Source organism: Arthrobacter sp. NA-172 (assembly GCF_043952055.1).
In the GTDB taxonomy this organism is placed as follows: Bacteria; Actinomycetota; Actinomycetes; order Actinomycetales; family Micrococcaceae; genus Arthrobacter.
The window spans coordinates 1,974,159-1,993,891 of sequence record NZ_JBINOT010000001.1; the positions used below are offsets into that span (position 1 = coordinate 1,974,159).

At 64.3% G+C, this 19,733-nt stretch carries 17 protein-coding genes, 2 pseudogenes and 1 riboswitch; of the genes and pseudogenes, 12 read left to right on the top strand and 7 right to left on the bottom strand.

What is annotated here, in order from left to right:
• Positions 1 to 1,758 (bottom strand): DEAD/DEAH box helicase, encoded by a 1,758-nt coding sequence (locus ACF0H6_RS09785; RefSeq protein ID WP_395249430.1) that lies wholly within the window; start codon positions 1,756 to 1,758, stop codon positions 1 to 3.
• A 369-nt stretch (positions 1,759 to 2,127) separates the two neighbouring features.
• Between ACF0H6_RS09785 and ACF0H6_RS09790 the strand changes: the two genes are divergently transcribed.
• Together ACF0H6_RS09790 and ACF0H6_RS09795 are read left to right on the top strand one after the other, a co-directional pair.
• Positions 2,128 to 2,391 (top strand): hypothetical protein, encoded by a 264-nt coding sequence (locus tag ACF0H6_RS09790; protein WP_395249957.1) that lies wholly within the window; start codon positions 2,128 to 2,130, stop codon positions 2,389 to 2,391.
• Positions 2,297 to 2,812, top strand: a complete 516-nt coding sequence (locus ACF0H6_RS09795) for an SAM-dependent methyltransferase (RefSeq protein ID WP_395249431.1) — start codon at positions 2,297 to 2,299, stop codon at positions 2,810 to 2,812. Before ACF0H6_RS09790 ends, ACF0H6_RS09795 begins: the two co-directional genes overlap by 95 nt.
• A 19-nt stretch (positions 2,813 to 2,831) precedes the next feature.
• On the opposite strand, the gene ACF0H6_RS09800 is transcribed toward ACF0H6_RS09795, so the two are convergent.
• Complete coding sequence (locus tag ACF0H6_RS09800) at positions 2,832 to 4,295, bottom strand: MFS transporter (protein WP_395249432.1); 1,464 nt, start codon at positions 4,293 to 4,295, stop codon at positions 2,832 to 2,834.
• Between the two features lie 231 nt (positions 4,296 to 4,526).
• Between ACF0H6_RS09800 and ACF0H6_RS09805 the strand changes: the two genes are divergently transcribed.
• Positions 4,527 to 5,792: an alkaline phosphatase family protein gene (locus ACF0H6_RS09805; RefSeq protein WP_395249433.1), complete on the top strand. Its 1,266-nt coding sequence runs from the start codon at positions 4,527 to 4,529 to the stop codon at positions 5,790 to 5,792.
• Complete coding sequence (locus ACF0H6_RS09810; RefSeq protein ID WP_395249434.1) at positions 5,789 to 6,940, top strand: alkaline phosphatase family protein; 1,152 nt, start codon at positions 5,789 to 5,791, stop codon at positions 6,938 to 6,940. The genes ACF0H6_RS09805 and ACF0H6_RS09810 overlap by 4 nt, the downstream gene beginning before the upstream one ends.
• A gap of 44 nt (positions 6,941 to 6,984) precedes the next feature.
• Here the strand turns inward: ACF0H6_RS09810 and ACF0H6_RS09815 are convergent, their stop codons facing one another.
• Positions 6,985 to 8,040 (bottom strand): Lrp/AsnC family transcriptional regulator, encoded by a 1,056-nt coding sequence (locus ACF0H6_RS09815; protein WP_395249435.1) that lies wholly within the window; start codon positions 8,038 to 8,040, stop codon positions 6,985 to 6,987.
• Positions 8,041 to 8,183: 143 nt separating this feature from the next.
• Between ACF0H6_RS09815 and ACF0H6_RS09820 the strand changes: the two genes are divergently transcribed.
• Positions 8,184 to 9,425: a M20 family metallopeptidase gene (locus ACF0H6_RS09820; RefSeq protein ID WP_395249436.1), complete on the top strand. Its 1,242-nt coding sequence runs from the start codon at positions 8,184 to 8,186 to the stop codon at positions 9,423 to 9,425.
• 27 nt (positions 9,426 to 9,452) lie between these two features.
• On the top strand, positions 9,453 to 10,745 hold the full coding sequence (locus tag ACF0H6_RS09825; protein WP_395249437.1) for an MFS transporter: 1,293 nt from the start codon (positions 9,453 to 9,455) through the stop codon (positions 10,743 to 10,745).
• Here ACF0H6_RS09825 and ACF0H6_RS09830 read toward each other — a convergent pair.
• Positions 10,742 to 12,006: pseudogene (locus ACF0H6_RS09830) on the bottom strand (CynX/NimT family MFS transporter). The gene ACF0H6_RS09825 and the pseudogene ACF0H6_RS09830 sit on opposite strands and share 4 nt — an antisense overlap.
• Before the next feature lie 208 nt (positions 12,007 to 12,214).
• Between ACF0H6_RS09830 and ACF0H6_RS09835 the strand changes: the two are divergent.
• From ACF0H6_RS09835 to ACF0H6_RS09855, 5 genes and pseudogenes are all read left to right on the top strand, one after another.
• Positions 12,215 to 13,120 carry a hypothetical protein gene (locus tag ACF0H6_RS09835; RefSeq protein ID WP_395249438.1) on the top strand — a complete coding sequence of 302 codons (906 nt, stop codon included), beginning with the start codon at positions 12,215 to 12,217 and terminating at the stop codon, positions 13,118 to 13,120.
• A gap of 90 nt (positions 13,121 to 13,210) precedes the next feature.
• A pseudogene (trmB, locus tag ACF0H6_RS09840) lies at positions 13,211 to 14,135 on the top strand (tRNA (guanosine(46)-N7)-methyltransferase TrmB).
• Between the two features lie 22 nt (positions 14,136 to 14,157).
• Complete coding sequence (locus ACF0H6_RS09845) at positions 14,158 to 14,541, top strand: hypothetical protein (RefSeq protein ID WP_395249439.1); 384 nt, start codon at positions 14,158 to 14,160, stop codon at positions 14,539 to 14,541.
• A 158-nt stretch (positions 14,542 to 14,699) separates the two neighbouring features.
• Positions 14,700 to 14,797, top strand: a riboswitch (glycine riboswitch).
• A gap of 155 nt (positions 14,798 to 14,952) precedes the next feature.
• A complete protein-coding gene (lipA, locus tag ACF0H6_RS09850) occupies positions 14,953 to 15,978 on the top strand; it encodes a lipoyl synthase (RefSeq protein ID WP_395249440.1) in 1,026 nt (341 codons plus the stop codon).
• Positions 15,979 to 15,995: 17 nt separating this feature from the next.
• Positions 15,996 to 16,808, top strand: coding sequence for a methylenetetrahydrofolate reductase (locus ACF0H6_RS09855; protein ID WP_395249441.1), 813 nt, complete (start codon positions 15,996 to 15,998; stop codon positions 16,806 to 16,808).
• Between the two features lie 48 nt (positions 16,809 to 16,856).
• Here the strand turns inward: ACF0H6_RS09855 and ACF0H6_RS09860 are convergent, their stop codons facing one another.
• Together ACF0H6_RS09860 and ACF0H6_RS09865 are read right to left on the bottom strand one after the other, a co-directional pair.
• Positions 16,857 to 17,582 carry an anti-sigma factor family protein gene (locus tag ACF0H6_RS09860; protein WP_395249442.1) on the bottom strand — a complete coding sequence of 242 codons (726 nt, stop codon included), beginning with the start codon at positions 17,580 to 17,582 and terminating at the stop codon, positions 16,857 to 16,859.
• The gene (locus tag ACF0H6_RS09865; protein WP_395249443.1) at positions 17,579 to 18,079 is read right to left on the bottom strand and encodes a sigma-70 family RNA polymerase sigma factor; all 501 of its coding nucleotides are present in this window, start codon (positions 18,077 to 18,079) and stop codon (positions 17,579 to 17,581) included. Before ACF0H6_RS09865 ends, ACF0H6_RS09860 begins: the two co-directional genes overlap by 4 nt.
• 154 nt (positions 18,080 to 18,233) lie before the next feature.
• On the opposite strand from ACF0H6_RS09865, the gene ACF0H6_RS09870 reads away from it, so the two are divergent.
• Entirely contained in the window at positions 18,234 to 18,779 is a 546-nt protein-coding gene (locus ACF0H6_RS09870; RefSeq protein WP_395249444.1) for a hypothetical protein, read from the top strand.
• 94 nt (positions 18,780 to 18,873) lie between these two features.
• Here ACF0H6_RS09870 and ACF0H6_RS09875 read toward each other — a convergent pair whose 3' ends face one another.
• Positions 18,874 to 19,722, bottom strand: coding sequence for a hypothetical protein (locus tag ACF0H6_RS09875; RefSeq protein ID WP_395249445.1), 849 nt, complete (start codon positions 19,720 to 19,722; stop codon positions 18,874 to 18,876).
• Between the last annotated feature and the right edge of the window lie 11 nt (positions 19,723 to 19,733).

Sequence of the window (19,733 nt, forward strand, 5' to 3'; positions counted from 1 at the left end):
TTAGCGGCTGCGGCGCTCGTTCGACGCCGGAGCCGACGCACGGCGCGGGCCGCTGCGGGCCGGACGGCCGGAACCCGAGTTGCCGGAACCTGAGCCGTACGAGCCACCGGAGTTGCCGCCGGTGTTCGAGGACCACACAGCCTTGTTGCCCCCTGAGTTGCCGCTGCTGCGTGTGGATGTTGCGGATTCCGTGCGCGGTGCAGACGCCGAGCGGTTGCCCGCGGCAGCACGCTGACCTGTCGCCGGACGGCCGCTGCGACCACCCTGGCCGCCCTGACCCGCGCCTTGACCGCGTGCACCCGGAACGTCGTTGCGGTGAGCGGAAGCTGCGTTGCCGCGACCGCGCGGGTTGCGGGCGACGTCGTCGTTCGCGGCCGCACGACGGTCGGCGCGGTTGACGTCCGTGCGAACGGGTTCGGCGGAAACCTTGCCGCGTCCACCACGACCACCACGGCCACCCGCAGTGGGTGCAGCCTGGGTAGTGCGGCGATTGCGCTTGCGCTGGGCGTTCGCTCCGGTAGAGGAGCCGCCGCCTGGCTGCTGGGTCTTCGCTGCGAGCAGTGCCGCACGGGTACGCGGGTCAACCTTGTCGGCAACCGCGCCCACGAGCTCGGCAACCAGCGGGGAGTTGGCCGTGACGCGCTCGAACGAAACGTCGACGCCGGCAGCCTTCATGAGCTTCTTGACGTCGGACTGCTGCTCGGGAAGCGTCAGCGTGACCACGGTTCCGTCGGAACCTGCGCGGGCCGTACGGCCGGAGCGGTGCAGGTAAGCCTTGTGCTCTGTGGGCGGGTCGACGTGGATGACGAGTTCGACGTCGTCGACGTGCACGCCGCGGGCCGCGACGTCCGTGGCCACCAGGACCCGGACCTCGCCGCTGGAGAACTCGGCGAGGTTGCGGTCACGGGCGTTCTGCGAAAGGTTGCCGTGGAGATCGACGGCGGGGATGCCGCAGTCGGTCAGGGTCTTGGCAAGCTTGCGGGCGTGGTGCTTGGTCCGCATGAACAGGACACGGCGGCCGGCGCCGGAAGCGAGCTCAACGATCAGCTGCTTCTTGACGGTCTGGTCGTTGACCACCAGGACGTGGTGCTCCATGGTGGTGACCGCGGCCTGCGGGTCATCCACGGAGTGGGTCAGCGGGTTGGACAGGTAACGGTTGACCAGCTTGTCAACACCGTTGTCCAACGTCGCGGAGAAGAGCAGTCGCTGGCCCTGGGTGGGGGTCATGTCCATGAGCTTCTTGACCACCGGGAGGAACCCGAGATCTGCCATGTGGTCTGCCTCGTCCAGCACGGTGACCTCGACAGCTTCGAGGGTCAGGATGCGCTGGCGGATGAGGTCCTCAAGGCGGCCGGGGCAGGCGATAACAATGTCGACGCCGGCGCGCAGCGCCTTTTCCTGGCGGGCCTGGGAGATGCCGCCGTAGATGACCGTGGTGTTCAGGCCCATGGCCTTGGCCAGCGGCTCGATGGTGGCGTTGATCTGGGTGGCCAGCTCGCGGGTCGGTGCGAGGACCAGTCCCATGGGGCGGCCGGGCTTGCGGAAGTGCTTGGCTTCGCGCTCGGCGAGACGTGCCACGAGCGGGATAGCGAAAGCGATGGTCTTGCCGGAGCCCGTGCGGCCGCGGCCCAGCACGTCGCGGCCAGCGAGCGTATCCGGGAGGGTCTTGACCTGGATGGGGAATGCTTCTTCGATGCCATCTGCGGCAAGGGACTCGGCGATGGCCTTGGGGGTGCCAAGGGCAGCAAAAGTTGTCATGTGTTTCTAGGGTCTTTCTGGCGGTGTCCAATGGACATCGTCCCCCGACGCCGGTTGGGCCAAGGGTTCGCCGAGGAAAAAGTCAGTGATCGACCGGTAGGCATTTAGCCGTGGCCGGGACCAAAGAGAACGCGTTCATCGACGCAGGATGTGCCTCTCACATGAAAAAAGCCCACTCCCCGTCCTCTGGACAGAGGCAAAAACGGGAACAGGCGGGCATCACTGCACATCAAGTAAGTCCATTCTAGCATCCGCGAGCCGCTCGCCTTCGCACAGCCGACCAGTTCCGCCGTCGAGCGCGCCAAACCGACTCGCAGTTGGGTGCGGACGGGCGTTGCCTCGCGGGGCACGTCAAGGCAGGCTTGAGCCATGACGCACCAGCACGATGGCGGAGCCCACCTTCACAGCGAAACCGACCGCGACGCCGACCCGTCGCAGTTTTGGGACGAGGTGTACCGGGAAAAGCCAAAGAGGTGGAGCGGCAATCCCAATCCGCAGCTGATCGCCGAAGCCAAGGGCCTGGCTCCCGGTACGGCCCGTGCACCTGGGCTGCGGGGAGGGCGCGGACGCGATCTGGCTCGCCCAGCATGGTTGGACGGTGACCGCGGTGGACGTCTCCGCCGTCGCTCTTGAACGGGCTGAAGCCCATGCCGCCGACGCCGGGCTACAGGAGCGGATCGTCTGGCTGCAAAGGAACTTCGGCTCGTGGCACCCCGAAAAGGGCTTCGACCTGGTGTCCTCCCAATTCCTTCACTCTCCGCTCCTTCCGTGGCGCGATTCCCTTGCCTCGGCCGCGGCAGCCGTGGCTCCCGGCGGCGCTTTGCTGGTGGTGGGGCATCATCCGGAAGGCCTGACCCCGTGGAGTGGGCATGCGGATATGAAGGACAAGTTCTTCACGCCCGAGGACTTGATCGACGCGCTCACCAGCGGCCCGGGGACGTGGAGGATCAATGTGGCCGATTCCCGGGAGCGCGCGGTGACGAGCCCGGACGGCCAACACGCCACCACCATCGACAGCGTGCTCCGGGCCACGCGAAGCTCCTCCCCCAAGTAATCCCCACCGCCACCACGACTTAGGCCCGGATGTCGTCCGCGGCGCGGTGCGCCTCTGCGTCCCCCGCACGTCCAACACGCGCCGGCCGCCCGCCGCCAACCCGCGGCGCAATGATGAGTCCTACGACGGCGAGGCACACCGTCAGTGCGAAGACGCCCGCGAAAGAGGCCGCCGTCGTCGTGAGGGCTCCGAAGACAAGCCCGGTCACCGCGAGCGAGAGAGCGCCGCCGAGGGAATCGGAGATAGACATTGCCGAACTGTTGAAGCCCTGGTCCTCTGGACGGGAGAGCGCCAGGGTCATGACGCTCAGCCGCGGGTACATCAGGCCCATACCGGCGCCCGCGAACAGCCATCCCACGATCGCCACGCCGGCGGGCCAAGAGAACACTGTGGTCACAAGGAGCACGGCCACAGCACCGAGCACCAGCACTGAACCGATCCGGACCGCCGGGGCATTGCCGAGCTTGGAACCCAGCCGCCCTTGCACGGCGGAAGCCCCTGCCCACGCCAGCGCCGATCCCGTCAAGGCGAGCCCGGCGAATGCCGGGCTGAAGGAGTAGCGCACCGTGAGAAGGTACGGAACGTAGACCTCGGCACCGAAGAAAGCGGCGGAAGCGATCCCGCGCATGAGGATGACGCTCGGCAGTCCGCGGTGCGCGCCGAGCGTACCGCGCGGAACCAATGGCCGTACGGCCAGCAAAGCAAGGACAAGCGCGACGGCGGCAATCACCCAACCGACGGCGGGCACCTGCCCGGACAGGTTCAGGCCGAGGACAGCAACGGCGGCGAGCGCGGCCCATCCCATGCGGCCGAATGCCCAAGGAACGATTGCAGCTTCAGGCTTTCCCCCGGCCAGCCGTCCCGCCCCGGGGCCTCCGGACCGGGAGCCGGGCGCGGAACTCATGCCCCGCATGACGGGGAGGATCATCGCCAAGGCCGGAACCACCAGCCCTACGACGCCAAGGAATACCCAATGCCAACTGCTCATCTGGGCGACAACGCCGGCTGCAAAAGGGCCGATCATCGAGGGAATGACCCACGCCGCTGAGAACGCAGCAAAGACCTGTGCGTGCAACCTGCCGGGATAGACGCGGGCGATCACCACATAGAGCGCTACGGTCATGGCGCCGCCACCGAGGCCTTGGACGAGCCGTCCAGCCACAAGCATCGGCATGGAAACCGCGGTTCCCGCGATGAGCAGGCCAGCCGCGAACAATGCCACGGAAGCATAGAGCGGAGCGGCCGGGCCACGCCGGTCGGCCCAATTCCCTGCGGCCACCATCCCGATAACGCCTGTTGCGAGAGGCCCGGCAAACGCCAGGGCATAGAGTCCGGCACCGTTCAGCTCGCGGCTCACGATCGGCATGATGGTGGTGACGGCCATCGATTCGAAAGCTGCAAGGAAAACCAGCGCGCAGGAACCCACCGTGGCCAAGAGGTAAGGGCGTTGCAGTATGCCGGCCGTGGCGTCGTCGCTAGTCATCACCCCAGCCTAGGATGCCGGACGAGCTTGGGGCCACGGACCACGGAAACGGCTGTCCGAAACCCGTCCAGCGGATCCCAAAAGACGGCGTGAATACAGCATTTGCCCCGAGATTCAGTCAAAATCCATCCAAATGATTAGTGTTCACTGGTAATTAACTGTTGGCAAACAGTGTATTAAATAGCCAACTATCGATTGTTTCCGTAATCATTTCGTGATGCACTCTTTGGCGTGAACTTCACAAGACGGAACTTCCTGTCAGTTGCAGGATCTGCCACGGCCGCGACGCTTGTCAGCGGAGCAACCGTGAGGACCGCTCCTGCAACGACCGCGCTCCCACAACCCGCCGCTTCGGGCATCGACCACATCATTGTGGTGATGATGGAAAACCGCTCCTTTGATCACTTCGTTGGCTGGATGCCTGGTGCCGATGGAAAGCAGTCCGGCCTGAGCTACGTTGACCGCTACGGCATTCCACACACAACGCACCACCTGACGGATTACCAAGGATGCGGCCATCCCGACCCGGACCATTCTTACGAGGGCGGCCGGATCCAGTACAACAACGGTAAGAACGACGGTTGGCTGCGGGCCGGCGAGAACGATGAGTTCGCTATCGGCTACTACGACTCGAGCGACGTCGACTTCTGGCGCCAGGCCGGCCCCGACTGGACCGTCTGCGACCGCTATTTCGCCGCCACCCTGGCCGAAACCTATCCAAACCGCTTCTATCAGCACTCGGCGGCCACGGACAGGCTCCATAACTCGACCGTGACCAGCACGCTGCCCACCATTTGGGACCGATTGGCGGCTACCGGAGTGTCCGGAAAGTACTACTACGGCGACATTCCGTTCACCGCCCTATGGGGCACCAAGTATCTGGGCATCTCGCACCATTATTCGGAATTCCTGACCGACTGCAGCTCCGGCAAACTCCCGTCAGTTTCCTTCGTGGATCCCCGCTTCACCGATGAATCCAGCGGCACGTCCGGCGACGACCACCCGCACGCCGATATCCGCTCCGGCGAACTTTTCCTGGCCGAGGTCTACAACGCCGTGACCAAAAGCCCCAACTGGGCCAACACCATGCTGGTGGTCAACTACGACGAGTGGGGCGGGTTCTACGACCACGTTGTACCGCAAGCGGCACCGGACAGCAGCCCGGATACCGCCATGCGCGGCTTCCGCGTCCCGTCCTTGGTCGTCTCGCCGAAGGCCCGCAGGCGTTACGTGGCACACGATACGTATGACCACACCTCGGTCTTGAAGGCCATCGAGTGGCGTTGGGGCCTCCAGCCGCTCACGCCCCGGGACAAGGCGGCACGGAACATCGCCGAGGTGCTCGATTTCCAATCAGCACCCAATCTGACAGCCCCGGCCTACATCGTGCCGCCGTACGCGGCCGGACCGGCGTGCTCCCCTGTCGGACCACCCGCGGAAGAAGAGTGGTCGGGCCTGAAACAAAAAGCACTCGCGGACGGATGGACCCTGCCATGACATTCAAGAACCTCACCATTTCCAGGCTGCGTCTCGGATTTGCAGCCATCCTGGTGGTCCTCTTGGGCGCCTCATCCATTGTCTTCGGGATGCAGCAGACGCAGGCAGAGGCGAGCGTGCCGCAGGCGGCCAAGAGCGCCGGTTACCTCCCGGGAGCCCAACACGTGTTTGTGATCAATCTCGAAAACAAGGGCTACAACACCACATGGGGACCAGGCTCGGCAGCCCCATACCTTTCCACCACGCTGCGCAACCAAGGCGTGCTGCTGAACCAGTACTTCGGCACGGCACACAACTCACAGCCCAACTACGTCGCCCAGATTTCCGGGCAAGGCCCCAACCCCCAAATGCAGGCCGACTGCCAGACGTACTCCCCGTTCGTGAAAACCGGAACAGCAGCTCCGGGCCAGGCCGTCGGGGACGGCTGCGTCTTCCCCGCAGACGTTCCCACCGTGGCCGGCCAACTCACGGCAGCCGGGAAAACCTGGAAAGGCTACATGGAAGACATGGGCACCGCGTGCCGCCACCCGGCCCTCGGGGCGGTGGATGACACGCAGAAAGCGAAGGCCGGGGACCAATACGCCGCCCGCCACAACCCGTTTGTCTACTTCGCCGGGATCACCGGATCACCGGACTGCGCCAAGAACAATGTGGACCTCGGGGCCCTGAAGACCGATCTTGCTTCGGTCTCCACCACCCCCAACCTGTCCATGATCACACCGAACCTCTGCCACGACGGACACGACTCCCCCTGCGTGGACGGCCAACCCGGCGGCCTGACCAGCGCGGATGCATGGCTGAAACAATACGTTCCGATGATCACCTCCTCACCGGCATTCCGCCAGAACGGTGTCCTGGTCATCACCTTCGACGAATCCGACAGCCCGCAATCCGACGCCACCGCCTGCTGCGGCGAAGGCCCGGGACCGAACTCCCCACTGCCCGGGATCGTCGGGATGGGCGGCGGCCGCGTCGGCGCCTTGGTCATCTCCCCCTTCACCAAGGGCGGCACCTGGTCCACCACCCCCTACAACCACTACAGCCTCCTCGCCAGCATCGAAGACACCTTCGGCCTCCCCTACCTCGGCTACGCCGGCACCCCCGGACTGAACCGCTTCGGACTCGACGTCTACAACGCCGGCGTCTAGGCTTCCGGAAGAGCAGCCGCCAGCGGGCTACACACCCAGGTGAGTCACGCCGTCGTCGTCCACTCGATCGCCGGGGCCAGTTCCCCGGCGGCGGTGGGCACGACGGCGCCAGTCGCCGTCGAGTCCGGGTTCAGCATCCAGCCGACTCGCTTCGCCGTGCTCAGCATCACGACGCTTTCGACCAGTTCAATTCGGGGAATGCGCTGCTGAATGGCGAGTTCCATCTCCATGACCTCGGCCAGCGAACGTAGCCACATGATGATCACAAAATTGGTGCTCCCCGTGGTGGAAGCCGTGAACCTGACGTTCCGGACGGCCCGTAGCTCGGCGGCCGCGGCTTCATGCTGCCCCGCAGGAACGTTCGCGAACCACTGGCACGTGATGGGAAAACCGGAGTATTGCTGGGCGATTTCGCAGCGGAAGGACAGCATCCTGCTCGCGAGCACCCGTCCGAGCTGCCGCTGCACCGTGGCCGGGTGACGCCCCAGGGCGCGCGCGATGTCCGCGGCGGTGGCCCTTCCGTCCCGGGCGAGGAAAGGCAGCAGTGCCAGATGACTCTCCGGTAGCGGTGTAACAATCTCATTGGGAGCGGAAGGATTGACTGCCTCCGGCCCCGCAAGGGCTCGCAAGGCCTGCTGCTCCGCCCGGCTCAGCACATTGAGCCGCCACGCATAGCCACTGGTATGGATCCGTGTGCAGAGCGAGGTCCGGTACTTGGTGAGGCCCCGGATTTCCTTGAGCTGCGGCAATAGCCGGTTGCTGAACTCGCCCAGGTCCTGGGTGATCACGGTCAACATGAGGTCCCGGTTACTGGCGGCTTCCTCTACTGTGATGACCTCCGGAATCGCCGCTAGCGCGGCCGTGACCCCGGGCCTGAGGTGCATTTCGCAATCAACGTCCAGTAGCGCAAGGCAGGCATTTTTTGGATCACCCATGAGGTGCGCCGTGGTCCAGGCCGCCCCGGACTCGCGCAGCCGCTCCCAGCGGGAGGCCAACGTGGTGGCATGGACATCCAGGACATCGGCGGCGTCGGACCAGCTGATCCGGGGTGAGATCTGCAGGGCATTGATCAGCCGGAGGTCCTCTTCACTGAGTTCCATCAGCGTTCCTCTCTCGGACAGTGCGCGAATCCTGTTAATTGTGGCATGCGGTTGAATTTTTTCAGGTGTTCTGAAATTTGTGAGCCTAGTCACTACAGAATGGTTATGGATACTTACCAAACGTTCAGGAAACAGGAGAACACATGTCGATCGCCGCAGATGCCAAAGAGCTGCAGGGAGAAATCGCCCGGTTCCGTCACGAGCTCCACCAGGAACCTGAAATCGGACTGGACCTCCCGCGCACCCAGGAAAAGGTACTCAAGGCACTCGACGGACTCCCGTACGAAATCACCCTCGGCCAGAGCACGACGTCGGTCACGGCGGTTCTGCGGGGCGGCGCGCCCGGTGCGCTTGCCACGGAACCTGCCCGGAAGCCAACCGTGTTGCTCCGCGCGGACATGGACGGCCTCCCCGTCCAGGAGCGCACCGGCGTCGAGTTCTCCTCGAAGATCGACGGTGCCATGCACGCCTGCGGCCACGACCTCCACACGTCCATGCTCGCCGGAGCCGCCACCCTGCTGGCCGAGCGACGCGATCAGTTGGCCGGCGACGTAGTCCTGATGTTCCAGCCCGGCGAAGAAGGCTTCGACGGGGCCGGCCACATGATCCGCGAAGGCGTCCTGGACGCTGCAGGCCGCCGCGTTGACGCCGCTTATGGCATGCACGTGTTCTCCTCCCTGGAACCGTACGGCCAGTTCTGCACGAAGTCAGGCGTGATGATGAGTGCGTCCGACGGGCTCTTCGTCATGGTCCTGGGCGCTGGTGGCCACGGTTCGGCACCCTATTCGGCCAAGGACCCCGTCACGGCGGCCGCCGAAATGGTGACGGCGTTGCAGGTCATGATCACGCGGCAGTTCAATATGTTCGATCCCGTAGTCCTGACCGTGGGTGTGCTTCAGGCCGGCACCAAACGCAACGTGATTCCCGAATCCGCACGGTTCGAAGCCACCATCCGTACCTTCTCGGAAGCCTCGCGCGACCGGATGATGACCGCCATCCCCCAGCTCCTCAAAGGCATCGCCTCCGCACACGGCTTGGAGGTGGACGTCGACTACCGCGGCGAATACCCGATGACGATCACTGACGAGGACGAGACGCGCACTGCCGAAAACGTCATTTCGGGCATGTTCGGCGAATCCCGGCTCTCCCGCTGGGCCACCCCCATCAGCGGCTCGGAGGATTTCTCGCGGGTCCTGGCTGAAGTGCCGGGAACCTTCGTAGGCCTGGGGGCCGTGCCGCGGGGCGTGGACCACACCACCTCGCCGTTCAACCACTCCCCCTACGCCACCTTCGACGACGGCGTGCTGTCAGACGGTGCGGCGCTCTACGCAGAGCTCGCGGTCTCCCGCATCGCCACCCTCGCCGCCGTCGCTTCCCACAACTAACCAACCCCCAGCTACTTGGAGCAAGACATGACCGCTACCGTAGGCGCATCAGCCACAGTTCAGGTTCACAAGTCCCACCTGCGGACCCTCATCGGCACCGGCATCGGCAACGCCGTCGAATGGTACGACTGGGCCATCTACGCCACGTTCTCACCCTTCATCGCCAGCGCCCTCTTCAGCAATGCCGACCAGACGTCCGCGATCCTCTCCACCTTGGCTATCTTCGCCGTCGGGTTCGTGGCGCGGCCGTTCGGTGGTTTCGTCTTCGGCTGGATCGGCGACAGGATCGGCCGCAAGACGTCCATGACATTCGCGGTCGGCCTCGCCGCCGTCGGCAGCCTGCTGATCGGCATCGCGCCGACGTTCCAGGCAGTCGGGGCCTTCGCCTCGGTCATGCTGCTGGTGGCCCGCCTCATTCAGGGCCTCGCCCATGGTGGCGAGCTGCCGTCGTCGCAGACGTACTTGTCCGAAATGGCGCCGAAGGAAAAGCGCGGCTTCTGGTCCACCCTGATCTACACCTCCGGCACCGCCGGCATCCTGGCCGGAACCCTGCTGGGTGCCATCATGACCGGAGTCCTCAGCAAGGCCGACATGAACGCCTGGGGTTGGCGCGTCCCGTTCCTTGTGGGCGGCGCGCTGGGCATCTACGCCCTGGTCATGCGGGCCAAGATGAAGGAGACCGCGGCGTTCGAAGCCGAAGCTCCGAAGGAAAACCGAGAGCCGATGTGGCCGCAGATCGTCAAGTACCGCAAGCAGGCCCTGCAGGTTATCGGCTTGACGGTCGGACTCACCGTTGTCTACTACATCTGGGGCGTCGTGGCGCCGAGCTACGCGGCAACCACGCTCAAGATGGACCGCGGAGCAGCGCTGTGGGCCGGCGTCATCGGCAACATCGCCTTCATCGCCGCACTCCCGTTCTGGGGCAAGCTGTCCGATCGCATTGGCCGCAAGCCGGTACTGATCGTGAGTGCCGCTGGTGCGGCGCTGTTGCACTTCCCCATGACGTGGCTCCTCAAGGACTCCCCGTGGCAGCTGGCCGTTTCGATGTCGGTCATGTTGTTCTTCATTGCCGGCAGTGCCTCGATTGTCCCGGCTGTTTACGCGGAGCTCTTCCCGACCAAGATCCGCACCGTGGGTGTCGGCGTCCCTTACTCCATTTGCGTAGCGGTCTTCGGCGGTACGGCCCCGTACCTGCAGACCTGGCTCGGAAGCATCGGCCAGGCGAACATGTTCAACGTGTACGCGGTGATTCTGCTGGCGATCAGCATCGCGTTCACGTTCACGATCCCCGAGACGAAGGGCAAGGACCTGACGGTCTAGGCTCCCTCGTTTGGACCGCCCACGTAGCGGTTTCGTCCGGCCCGGAAACCGAAGAAGGCAGCCAGGGAGCCCACCACGAGGAACAGGATGCCAGCCGCCGCGAAACCGCCAGTAGCTTGGTGCAGTTGGCCAACCATCAGGGTTCCCGTGGATCCCAAGCCATAGCCGACGCCCTGCATCATGCCGGAAAGGTGCGCCGCGGTGTGGGAATCGCGGGTACGCAGCATGATCATGGTCAACGCGACGGCCGTGAGGCTCCCCTGCCCAGGCCCAACAATCCGGTCCAGAGCCAGATCAGTTGCGGCGGGCCGAAGATGCTCAAGGCGAAGCCTCCGCCGGTCATGAGTGCCACCACTGCGTTGATGACTCGCTGATCCTTGAAACGTGCGGCGAGCCCCGGAGCAATGAACGAACCAAGCATCTGCAGCACAATCGACACGGACACGATCAAGCCAGCCGTGCCGCCGTCGATCCCGCGTTCACGCAGAATCGGCGCCAGCCACGCGAACACGCTGAAGGACATCATGGCCTGCAGCACCATGAAGATGGTGACCTGCCAGGCGACGGCGGAACGCCAGACGTTCGCACCGCCGTCGGCGGCGTTGTGTCGGACGGGACGCTGGCGGATCGCCAGCGGCAGGAAAAGCAAGAGTACGACGGCGGCCGGCAGCGCCCAGAACCACAGCGCCGAGGTCCAGTGCCCGGTAGCCGCGAACACCGGGTAGGTGAATCCCGCACCCAGCGCGGCGGAAGCGCAGATCGCCGTCGTATAAAGGCCGCCCATGAGTCCGAGGCGGTGCGGGAAATCGCGCTTGACCACACCGGGCAGCAGCACGTTGCAAAGTGCGATTGCTGCGCCGCATGCGGCAGTTCCGGCGAGGAGTGCGGGGAGGTGCCCGGCTCCGGCGAGGTCCACGGGACGCAGCAGCAGCCCGGCCGTCAGCACGGCCATCGCGCCCAGCAATACCCGCTCAGGCCCGAAGCGGCGGGCCAAGATGGGAGCCAGGGGAGCGAAAACACCCAGCAAAGTCACCGGCGCAGTGGTGAGGACCACCACCGCCCAGCCCGGCAGTCCGGCGTCGGCGGTGACTTCCGGAAGGACTGCCGAAAAGCTGGAGAACACCGTCCGCAGGTTCAAGCCGATGAGCACCAGGCAGATCCCCAGGAAGACGGGTCCACGGCGGGTAGTGACCTGAGTGGGCTCAGCGGCGGGAAGCTCGCCGATCTCGGCGTCGACAGGGGTTTCCGGGGTTTCCGGGATTTCCGGGACGCGGGAATGCGTGCTGCTGTTCCTGGGTGTACTTGAAGCGGGGGTCACCAACCCATTCTGGCAGTCACGCGGTGCGAGGGGTGTCCAGTCCATGGAGCGCTCCGGCACTTTGCAGGGATTCCTCTTTCCATCGCCGTCTCGGAAGCGCACCATGATGCTAGGAAACGGGCATTAGGCTGTCATGCGCGCGGGAGGTGCGATGAAAGCTCTCAGGAAATCTGCAAAGTCGCGCAAGGCCCGGGCAGCCAGAACAAGCGCCAGCGAGGGAAGCACCACCGACGCAAGCACGGCCGTCAAGCCCAAACCCCTGTGGGCCCGCCCCTTGGTGTGGCTCGCAGGCGTGGTGGTTGCTGCCCTGGGCATCGCCATCACCAACATGTTGGTACCGATTTTCGGCAATGTCCTGGGCAATCTCACCCAAACAGGCGACCCTGTCCGCGTGGACTTCGTGCAGATTTCCGACGTGGGTGGCCGCTCCTATGCGTTCCCCGGGACGGTGCAGTTCACGGGCCAACAGGTGGACCAGCTCAACTCCCAGTCTCCCGAGGCCCAGCATGGATGGTTGGAGTCGAAGGGCGGCGTGAGTCCCGGCATCATGTACATACAGCTGACGTTGTCCGGGAATCGCAGCGAAGGTGTCCGGATCCTAAACCTCAAGCCGGTGTCCGAATGTTCCCAGCCGCCCTACTCGGGAACAGTGTTTGAGTCGCCCCCCGCTTTCCTCGAAGTTTCCCTGTTGGTTTCCCTGCACTTGGACGATCCCGATCCTTCAGCCATGTATTTCCCATCCGGTGCCTCGGGGGAACGTCCGTATTTCCTCGACAACTCCATTTTTCTGCAGAAGGACCAGCAGCAGGTGATGGTCGTCCAGATCGAGACCAAGAAGTCGTTGTGTTCAGTAGGCCTTGAGCTGTCCGTCCTAGATTCCGGCAAGACCGTGGTGCAGAAGGTCGATAACCACGGAGCACCGTTCCGGGTCACCGCCGAACTTGGCCGGACAGCTTGGCAGCACGTGTACTTGGGTGGCTCGATCTGCCCGAGCTACGTTCCCGCCAGCGCCTCGTGGCTTCGGGGCGAGAAGGGGAACCCCTGCGGCGTTCCATAACGCCACGTTCCGCCGATGGCGGCCCCGAAGTTATCCACATAAGCAGGTTCCGCCACGGGCGTTTGGTCCTGCGACGCTATTCTGGAGGGGATGAGTGAAACCCCAGATTCCCCGGAAACACCGCAGTCTTCGCGCCCCGTGACCCCAGGCAGCCAAGCATCCTTCGGCACCTATGGCGGCCGGCCGGTCAGTTTCGTGCGCCGCGGGACGCGCCTTCAGGGCCGCCGCCAAGCCGCGTGGGAAGAGCACTCGGACCGCTGGGCCATCCAGGCTTCCGCGGCATGTCGCCAACACGTCCGTGCACCCGGACTACGTGTTCGACGCCGAAGCGGAGTTCGGGCGCAGGGCACCATTGATCGTCGAAATCGGTTCGGGACTTGGCGATGCCGTATGCCACGCGGCGGAGGAGAACCCGGACAAGAACTTCCTCGCCGTCGAGGTCTACACGCCGGGCCTGGCCAACACCATGATCAAGATCAACAGCCGCGGCCTAAGCAACGTCCGCGTGGTGGAAGCCAACGCCCCTGAGGTCCTGGCCACGATGCTCCCAGCGGGTTCAGTGAACGAGCTCTGGGTCTTCTTCCCCGACCCTTGGCACAAATCCCGGCACCACAAACGCCGCCTCATCCAGCCGGCGTTCGCCGAACTCGCGGCACGGTCCCTGATAAAGGGTGGTCTCTGGCGGATTGCCACCGACTGGTCCAACTACGCGGTTCACGTGCGCGAAGTCCTCGCCGGCTCCACCGAGTTTGAAAACGTGCACGACGGCGAACGGGCCGGCGCCGGCAGCCCCCTCACGCAAGTGTGGGAATCCGGTGTCGAATCCATGGTGGGCGGCGCACCCGTCAAGGAAGGCCGAGCACCGGTCAGCACCGAGCACACGGGTCCGAATGAGGGAGTGGATCATCTGGGTGGATGGGCTCCACGCTTCGATGGCCGGATCCGGACGAGCTTCGAAAACAAGGCCCACGAGGCTGGACGCATGATCTTCGACCTCAGCTATCGCAGGATCTAACTAGCCGAATATTGGGGGGAGCATGAGCCAGCAGCCGACACACGTCTTCCACCCTCAAGGCCAGACCACGGATGGCCGTGGCCTGGGTGCAGGACTCACGAGCCTCACCGCCAGTTTGCTCGCGCCGGGCGCCGCCGCAGTCACGGTCCCTATCGGGTTATTAAGCGCTCTGATGATGCTCAGCCCCTACGGCGGAACCAGTGATCGCTATTGGATAGTTGCCCTGATCATGGGCGGCATACCGGGCCTATTGGGCATGCTGGCCGTGGTCACTGGGATCGTCGCGATCATACGGTCGAGGCGAATGAATGCCGGTCGCATTACAGGCATCGTCGGCCTGAGCATCATGGCCTTGAATATCGTCGGAACCGCGTTCATGGTTGCAAGGTTCCTGGGTTATCTCTAGACGATCAGACCTGCCACAAGCGCGCAGGACGAAGGTGCGGGTCTTCAGCCTTCATCCAGCCAGATCCCGGGAGCCGGGCCAAAGGGACATATTCTTTGCGTGCCGAACAAGCACCGGATAGCATGTGAGACGTGTCACCGCAGGGTGGCTCGTGCTTATGATCCGCGGCGGGAGAGTCCTGCCGGTACGTTCAGCAGGCGCCGTAGGAGCAAATCCTCCCCAGGAATCTCTCAGGCCCATGTACCGCCGCGGCAAGGCAACTCTGGAAAGCAGCCCGGGCAACCGGACTCACCGACGGTGCAAGCGGAATCTGCGAAAGCAGGAGACGCGGAAACTCTCAGGTCCAATACAGAGCGGGGAGGAACCGAATCATCGTGGTGCGTCCGTGCCACCTGAATTATGGAGTTCCTCATGACCCTGGCACCTGAAGGCCGTAAGCTGCTGCGCGTTGAACAGCGCAATAAAGCCGTCCCGGTCGAACGCAAGCCCGAGTGGATCAAGGCCAAGGTCCAGATGGGCCCGGAATTCGTGGGCCTGAAGAACCTCGTGAAAAAAGAAGGCCTGCACACCGTCTGCGAGGAAGCCGGCTGCCCGAACATCTTCGAATGCTGGGAAGACAAGGAAGCGACCTTCCTGATCGGCGGTTCCGAATGCACCCGCCGCTGTGACTTCTGCCAGATCGACACAGGCAAACCCTCCCCCGTGGACATGTTCGAACCCACCAAGGTGGCCCGCTCCGTCCAGGCCATGAACCTGCGCTACGCCACCGTCACCGGCGTCGCCCGCGATGACCTGGCCGACGAAGGCGTCTGGCTCTACGCCGAAACTGTCCGCAAGATCCACGAACTGAACCCCGGCACCGGCGTGGAACTGCTCATCCCGGACTTCTCCGGCAAACCCGAACACATCGCGGCTATCTGCGACTCCAACCCGGAAGTCTTCGCGCACAACGTCGAGACCGTGCCCAGGATCTTCAAGCGCATCCGCCCCGCGTTCCGCTACGACCGCTCCCTGGACGTCATCACCCAGGGCCGGGCCCACGGCATGGTCACCAAATCCAACCTCATCCTGGGCATGGGCGAAACCCGGGAAGAAATCTCCGAAGCCCTGGCCGACCTGCACGCCGCCGGCTGTGACCTGATCACCATCACCCAGTACCTGCGCCCCTCCGAACGGCACCTGCCCGTGGACCGCTGGGTCAAACCCCAGGAATTCGTGGACCTCGCCACCGAAGCCGAGGAAATCGGCTTCCTCGGCGTCATGTCCGGACCCCTGGTCCGCTCCTCCTACCGCGCCGGACGCCTCTGGGCCACCGCGATGCGCAAAAAAGGCCGCGAAATCCCCGTGCACTTAGAGCACATCGCCGACGGCATCCATGACTCCGGCACCACCCGCCAGGAAGCCCGCACCCTCCTCGCAAACCAGACGACGGCCTGATCCGAATGGGCTCACACATGTTCCCCACCCGGATTGAAATCATCCCCTCAGACGGAATCGTCGAGAAAGTCCAGGCCGCAGTGCCGCTTTCCACAACGCTCACGGTTACCTGCTTGCCCCATCACGGCATCGCGCGGACCATGGAGGCTTCCGTCAAGCTGAGTCTCCTCGGCTACAACGTGATTCCGCACCTCGCCGCCCGCGGGATCAAGGACCGGGCGCAGCTCTCCGGCATCCTCCGGGACTGTGAGGTCGCAGGAATCACCGACGTCTTCGCCGTGGGTGGAGACGGACCGCAGGGCACTGGGCCCTACGGATCGAGCCTGCCCCTCTTGGAGGACATCGCCGAATACACCGGCGGCAGGATCTCGGCAGGTATCGCCGGATACCCCGAGGGCCATCCTTCCGTCAGCGGGCTGGATCTGCTGGATGCCCTGTTGGCCAAACAGCATTTGGCGACGCACGTCGTCACGCAGATGTGCTTTTCCGCCCCGAAGGTCTTCGATTACGCTGCGCTCCTGCGCCGGGAGGGCTTCGAACTGCCGGTGTGGGCCGGGGTGGCCGGCGCGGTTCCCCGCACCAAACTGCTGGCTTTGGCAACGCAGATCGGCGTTGGAACGTCCCTCAAATTCCTCAACGGCAAAGGAACTCTCGCGCGCCACCTTCTGGGCGGGGAAAAATACTCACCGGACAGCCTTGTTTCTGAGCTGACGGCGCACCCGGATCTCGTTTCCGGAATACACCTATACAGCTTCAACAGGCTCGAAGCGCCCACGTGGGCACAGGGCGATCTCACCGATCCAGCGGCCAGCGGACCCGTATCCGCGTAATCACCGGTTGGTTATTCAACCGCTTGACCAAATGGATCCGGGAGACCCCTAGCTCCCCGGGACCGAAATGACCGCGACTGTCTTTTGGTTGTCGTCTCGCAGTTCCACGCCCGAAATCCCGCCGAGCTGGACCGGCGTCGCGCCCGTCACTTTGATGTGCCCGCTGGACGTCGCCGTCCAACCGCAAGCCAATTCTTCCTTGCCGTCGCGGCCCTTGACCCACAGGTACATCGTGCCTTGCGGAGGCATGCTGCGGCCTTCCAGTTGGAGCTCGGTTCCCCACGTTTTCTTGACCATCCCTACCGTGAGCTGCAGACCGTTGTCCGTCTGCACCGAGTAGCTTGCGTCAGGCTTAGGCGGCTGGTTGAGCAGCGGTCCCGCGAGCACTCCCAACCCCAGGCATGCCGCGGCCACGGCCCCCACCAGGGCCACCCACCGGCGTCGGGATTTCCGGCGCCGAGCGGCCATTTTCAGGAGGATTGGCTGCGGGAGCGTTTCAGGAAAGGCCTCCAACGGTGGGTGAGCGTCCGAGGGGGCGGGCAGTGCCGCCCGGGAGGACGCGGAAGGCTCGACGGCGGGGCGCCCGGCGGTGAGCGCGACGGCGTCGGGCACGGGGACGGCGTCGAGCAGGGCCGGCAGGCTCTCCAACTCGCCCAGCTCGCGGCGGCAGTCAGCGCAGCTCTCCAGGTGCTCCTCGAAAGCACGGGTCTCGGCAGGCTCCAAACCGCCAAGCAGGTAGGCGCCCAGCAATTGGTGAAGTCCGGTTTCGTTCACCGCTGCACCCCCATTTCATCCAGAATCGTACGAAGCGCCCTGACGGCGTAGAAGGCCCGGGATTTCACGGTGCCGCTGGGGATGTTGAGCCTCAACGCGGCCTCGTTCACCGTGAAACGTTCGTAATGCAGGGCTACCAGCACCTCTCTGTGTTCAGTGCTGAGCCGCAGGAGCGCTTCCTCCATGAGGACCCGGTTGAGGAGCTCGTCCACGCGCTCCGTTGCTTCTGCGGGATCCTCCATGTCGCGCTCGGCTGCCTCGGCCGGGCGCCGTTGGGCCTTGCGATAGTTGTCGATGATGACGTTGCGGGCTGTGCGGAACAGATAGCTGCGGAGGCTTCCTGTGATCTGCGGGGCACGCTGCCACACGCGAAGGATGGTTTCCTGCACCACATCTTCGGCCAGGTGCGCGTCCGGCATGCAACTCAGTACGAAGCGGCGCAGGGCTGTGCCGTGGTCGCGATAAATCGCGGCCACCACGTCCTCATCGAGCGGCATCGGCGCCTCCTGTCTTTTGCGGCTTCCCCTTCTCGGGCAACACGACGTGCCCGCAGGCAGAATGGTTCAGCCCTGTGAACCATTCTTCACCCGGCGGCGTCGTAGGGGTTAGGCTCCGGCGCCCCCACGGCCGGTCCAACTACAGGAGCAAACCATGAAGAAACCACTCAGCACCGGTCTCAGCGTCCTTGCTCTGGCATTTGCCCTCACTGCGTGTGGAGGTAGCGCCGGGACATCCACTTCTTCAAGCGCTGCGGCGCCCAGCCCCTCGGCGTCCAGTTCGTCGAGTTCAAGCGCGCCTAGCCCCTCGGCGTCGAGCGCTGCCGCTGCCCCGGCAGAGCTGAAGACGGCGACGTCGGGTGCCGGCCAGAGAGTGGTGGCCGCCAACGGCAAGAGTGTCTACTTCTTCACCAAGGACGTCAAGGGTTCCGGGAAGAGCGCCTGCACAGGAGGATGCGCGACGACCTGGCCAGCCGTGACGACGACGGCGGCCACTCCTGCGGTTGAGGGCGTGGGCGGAACCATCGGCACCATCCCGACGGCGGACGGCAAGATGCAGATCACCATCAACGGCATGCCCATTTACTTCTACTCCAAGGACGAAGACTCCAGTGACACCTACGGCCAGGGCGTCGGCGGTGTCTGGTACCTGGTCAGCCCCTCCGGCTCCATGATGACCCCCAGCGGCTCAACCTACTGACGCTCGCTCACTTGTACGGCTCAAACGGCAAACGCTCCTTCAGATCAATCTGAAGGAGCGTTTGCTCTCAAGGGGCTAAAGGTGAGCGAGCGCCTTAGGCGTCTTCGAATTCGTCGGCGTCTTCGAACTCAACCGCGGCGATGATTTCCTTCGTCTCGGGGTGGATCATGAAAGCTTCGTCGTCCTCTTCGATCATGATGTAATTCCCGTGGTCCGTGGTGAAGTGCCACGCGAGGATCGTCTCACCGTCGTGCTCGTAGTTGGGATCGCCCATGGTGATCTTCTCCAGCTTGTAGCCGGCAACGTCGCACAGTTCACGGATGATGAGCTCGAATTCAGGCGCGTTCTCGAGTTCGGCTTCTGCAGCCTCGGCCTGGCGCTCTTCGAGGTTGGGGATCAGGGCAACGCGCTCGGCGATGTGGGCCTTCAGCTGCTCCTCGTCCAGGTAAAGGAGGCCGTCCTGGCTGCGGAGCCATGCTGCGTTGAGGGCGATGATGTCTTCGGTTTCCACGAGGGATTCGAATTCGCCGTCGAGCGCCTCGAGTTCGGCCACGGCTTCCGGGGCGTCCTCGGACTCGTCAAGGTCGCCGTCCAAGTAAGCCTCGGCGTCGTCCTCGGAGAGGGAATCAAATGCTGCGGCGGTGCGGTTGAAAAGCTCAAGGTGGCCGGTGGCGCCCATGGCTTCGAGGCCTTCGCGGACAAAGGTATCCACCTCGTCCCGCTCGGGGACGGTGAACACGTACTGGGCGAAACCGCCGGCGAGTGCTTGCGTCAGGTAGTAGTCCACAAAGTAGCTGCGCAGCGCGTCAGTAGCGATTTCCTCATGGTTGAGGAGCTCCTCGTACATCTCGTTGACCACGGTGACGTTCGCGTCCACAACGTCAGCGTCAGCGGCCTCGATGCTGTCCTTCGTCAGAATGACGGGGTTCTCGTTGATGGTCATGGGATTTCCTC